Annotated in this window: 5 protein-coding genes; 1 reads left to right on the top strand and 4 read right to left on the bottom strand. The window is 68.1% G+C overall.

Features of this window, described 5'->3' with window-relative positions:
• Positions 1-69 (bottom strand): DUF3149 domain-containing protein (locus PHX69_RS16165; RefSeq protein ID WP_353852421.1); only part of this gene is annotated, 69 nt, incomplete at its 3' end.
• Positions 70-206: 137 nt separating this feature from the next.
• Between PHX69_RS16165 and PHX69_RS15845 the strand changes: the two genes are divergently transcribed.
• Complete coding sequence (locus PHX69_RS15845) at positions 207-1,475, top strand: MFS transporter (protein WP_288045073.1); 1,269 nt, start codon at positions 207-209, stop codon at positions 1,473-1,475.
• A gap of 100 nt (positions 1,476-1,575) precedes the next feature.
• Here the strand turns inward: PHX69_RS15845 and PHX69_RS15840 are convergent, their stop codons facing one another.
• The 3 genes from PHX69_RS15840 to PHX69_RS15830 form a co-directional block, all read right to left on the bottom strand.
• A complete protein-coding gene (locus PHX69_RS15840; RefSeq protein WP_288045071.1) occupies positions 1,576-1,968 on the bottom strand; it encodes a (2Fe-2S) ferredoxin domain-containing protein in 393 nt (130 codons plus the stop codon).
• Positions 1,965-2,978 (bottom strand): precorrin-3B C(17)-methyltransferase, encoded by a 1,014-nt coding sequence (gene cobJ / locus PHX69_RS15835; protein WP_288045068.1) that lies wholly within the window; start codon positions 2,976-2,978, stop codon positions 1,965-1,967. The genes PHX69_RS15840 and cobJ overlap by 4 nt, the downstream gene beginning before the upstream one ends.
• Before the next feature lie 19 nt (positions 2,979-2,997).
• Positions 2,998-3,416, bottom strand: a 419-nt coding sequence (locus PHX69_RS15830; RefSeq protein ID WP_288045066.1) for an energy-coupling factor ABC transporter permease, incomplete at its 5' end; no start/stop codon positions are given.

Raw genomic sequence — 3,416 nt, 5'->3', positions numbered from 1 at the left:
CATCATGGCAATCCCGATGATGCTCATCAGGCCATAGTCTGTCGTGAAAAGATCGTTCAGCAGCTTCATCGGAGCCCTCCTGTTGGAATAAAAAAACCATTGTATTGGCGCGGATTCTGGCCAGAGCGGCGCGGTTCCATGTTGACGCACGTCAACCGTGCGGGCCGCGCCTGCACGTTCCTGGAACCCGCTCTACCATCCATGCCATGAGTACCTCTTCTGTCAGCGCCCCGGGCGCCACCCCTTTGCGCCAGGACGCGCGCACCATCGGCCTGATTGGGCTGGCCCACGGCAGTTCGCATTTTTTCCACATGCTGTTGCCGCCCTTGTTTCCGTGGCTGATTGCCGAGTTCGGTTTCAGCTACTCGGAGCTGGGGCTGCTGGTCACGGTGTTTTTTGTGGTGTCGGGCGTGGGGCAGGCGCTGGCGGGGTTTCTGGTTGACAAGGTGGGCGCGCGGCCTGTGCTGTTTGTTGCGCTGGCCTGCTTTGCCTTGGCGGGGCTGGTGGCGGGCACCGCCGGGGGGTATGCCGGGCTGGTGGTGGCGGCGGCGCTGGCGGGGCTGGGCAATGCGCCTTTCCATCCGGTGGACTTCACCATCCTGAACAAGCGCGTGTCGCAGGCGCGGCTGGGCCATGCGTTTTCGGTGCATGGCATCTCGGGCAACCTGGGCTGGGCGACGGCGCCGCTGTTCATGGCGGGGATTGCCACGGCCACGGGTTCCTGGCGCATCGCCTGCCTGAGCGGTGCGGCGCTGGCCGTGCTGGTGCTGGCGGTGATGGTCTGGCAGCGTGACGCGCTGGACGACCGCCAGGGCGCCTGGGCGCACCAGAGCACACCGGGCGCCGCCGGTGCGCCGCCCGCCGAACACCCGATGGCGTTTTTGCGCTTGCCGTCGGTGTGGCTGTGTTTCTCGTTCTTCTTCTGGAGCACGTGCGCGCTCAGTGCCATCCAGAGCTTTGCCAGCCCGGCGCTGCAAACCATGTACGGCCTGCCGCTGAGCCTGACGGCGCTGGTCGTCACGGGCTACATGCTGTGCGGTGCGGCGGGCATGGTGGTGGGCGGCTTCCTGGTGGGGCGGGTGGCGCGGCTGGAGAAAATCATCTCGGTGTGCCTGGCCGCCGCAGCGGTGCTGCTGGTGCTGGTGGGCACGGGCTGGCTGCCCGGTATGGCCGCCGTGGTGGTAGCGGCGCTGGCGGGCTTGGGCACGGGCATTGCCAGCCCGTCGCGCGACATGCTGATCAAGCGCGCCGCGCCGCCCGGGGCCACGGGGCGCGTGTATGGCACGGTGTATTCGGGGCTGGATTTGGGCTTTTCGGTGGCGGCGCCGGTGTTTGGCGCGCTGCTCGACCGGGGGCTGACCGGGGGCATCTTCTACGGCTCGGCGCTGGCCCTGTTGCTGAGTGTGGGCTCGGCAGCGCTGGTGGGGGCGGGGGTGGCCGCGCAGGTACGGCGCAGCGCGGCCACACCGGCCTGAGGCAAAAAATAGAGGCCAAATCGGTCTCAAACGCCCGCGTAGTGGGCGCAAGCAGCTCTCATCTCAGGAGTGTTGAATGGGGCCAGGGTGGCCTGCCGGGCTAGGGTGCCGCGCCCGACGGCCCTTGGTGGAACACCAATTCCTGCACCACGCGCCCGCCCACCAGGTGCTCGGTGACGATGCGGTCCATATGGCCCGGCGTGACGTTGTAGTACCAGGTGCCGTCGGGCTGCACGCACACCACGGGCCCGCCCTTGCAGGCCGCAAAGCAACCGACGCGGCTGCGCTTGACGCGCAAATCCCCCTCGTGCAGGCCCGCCGCCTTGAGCTTGTCGCCCAGGCTGTCGAACAGGGTTTGCGCTTCGCCCTCGGGGGCGCAGCGCGGGCCGGTGCAGACCAGCAGGTGGCGGCGGTAGCTGCCAATGCGGGGCCGCACCACGGCAGTGGTTGTGCTGGCGCTGGCGTCGGGTGCGGGGCTGGGGGCTTGGCTCATGCAGGGCTTTCTTCAACAGGGATGCTGGCGGTCGCCGTAGCGGGCAGCGGTTGGTGCAGGGCCGCGTCGATGTAGTCCAGCGGCAGGCGGTGGCGCTGCGCCAGGCTCTGGGCGCTGGCGCCTGCGGCATGGTCGTGGTGCAGTTGCTCCAGCCAGCCCTCCAGCCCGCTGGAGAGCGAGCGGCCTGCGCGCTCCCCGGCGTGGGCGGCGCCGTCGCCCGCTACGTCGTACTTGTTGGCATAGCCGCGCGGCGTGACCATCAGGCCGTGGCGCACCACGGTGTTGCTGTTGCCAATCAGCACCGTGCTGAGCATGCCGATGTCGGCCTCGGCCATCGTGGCCAGTGTGGTGAAGGTGATGGTTTCGCGCCGCCGGTAAGCGCTTTTGACGATGGCCACGGGCGTGTCGGGGCTGCGGTGGCGCAAAAACAGCCGCTGCGCTTCGATGATCTGGCGCGTGCGCCGCCCGCTCTTGGGGTTGTACAGCGCCACGACAAAATCAGCAGCGGCGGCGGCATCGAGCCGCCGGGCAATGGTGGGCCAGGGCGTGAGCAAGTCCGACAGCGAGATGGCACAAAAGTCGTGCGTCAGCGGCGCGCCCACGCGGGCGGCGCAGCTGTTGAGCGCCGATGCGCCGGGCACCACCTCGACCTCGATGCCGCCGGGTTCGGGCACGCCGTGCGCATCCAGCACGGGCGGCGTCCAGCCCGCCTGGAACAGCACCTCGAACGTGGGCCCGGCCATGCCGTACACACCCGCATCGCCCGATGAAATCAGCGCCACTTTTTTGCCCTGGCGGGCGCGCTCCAGCGCTTCGATGGCGCGGTCCAGCTCCTCGGTCATGGACTTGCGCACGATCTCCTTGCCCTCGATCAGGTCGGCCACCAGCTTGATGTAGGTGACGTAGCCGATGATGGTGTCGGCCTCGGCAATGGCGGCACGAGCGCGCGCCGTCATGTGCTCGGTGCTGCCGGGGCCAATGCCCACGAGCATGATTTTTCCTGCGGTCATGGGTAGGGCCCTTTGCCGATCAGGCCGCTGCCGATAACGCCGCCGGGGCTGCACGGCGCAGCAAGCCTTCGTCGATGCAGGCTGCCAGCCAGCGGCTGCCGCGCAGGTGGCCCACCAGCGCCACCAGACCGATGGTCAGCAGCGGCTCGATGGCGACGAGGCTGACGTAGGACGCGGCAAACAGCGCCCAGTCGGCCACGGGCGCGGCATCGCTGCTGATGGACAGCCAGAAACCCACCATGAGCGTCACGCCCGCGTAGTACACGGCGTCGAGCTGGAGCACGTTGGCCACGTTGATGCCCTGCATTTTTTTGCCCAGGGTGTGGTGTACCGTGACCAGCGGCACGGCCAGGCTCAGGAAGTTGATGGCCAGGTGGGCCAGGTCTTGCGGCTCAAACACCAGCGCCTGCATGAGCAGACCGACGCCAAAGCCAAACA

This window comes from Simplicispira sp. (genome assembly GCF_028687295.1).
In the GTDB taxonomy this organism is placed as follows: domain Bacteria; phylum Pseudomonadota; class Gammaproteobacteria; order Burkholderiales; family Burkholderiaceae_C; genus Simplicispira; species Simplicispira metamorpha.
This window is presented reverse-complemented; position numbering and strand designations above follow the sequence as displayed.

Bases quoted from the DNA above. Each gene is read 5' to 3' on its own strand.
- PHX69_RS15845 (WP_288045073.1), top strand. From the start codon at position 207: ATGAGTACCTCTTCTGTCAGCGCCCCGGGCGCCACCCCTTTGCGCCAG.
- PHX69_RS15840 (WP_288045071.1), bottom strand. From the start codon at position 1,968: ATGAGCCAAGCCCCCAGCCCCGCACCCGACGCCAGCGCCAGCACAACC.
- cobJ (WP_288045068.1), bottom strand. From the start codon at position 2,978: ATGACCGCAGGAAAAATCATGCTCGTGGGCATTGGCCCCGGCAGCACC.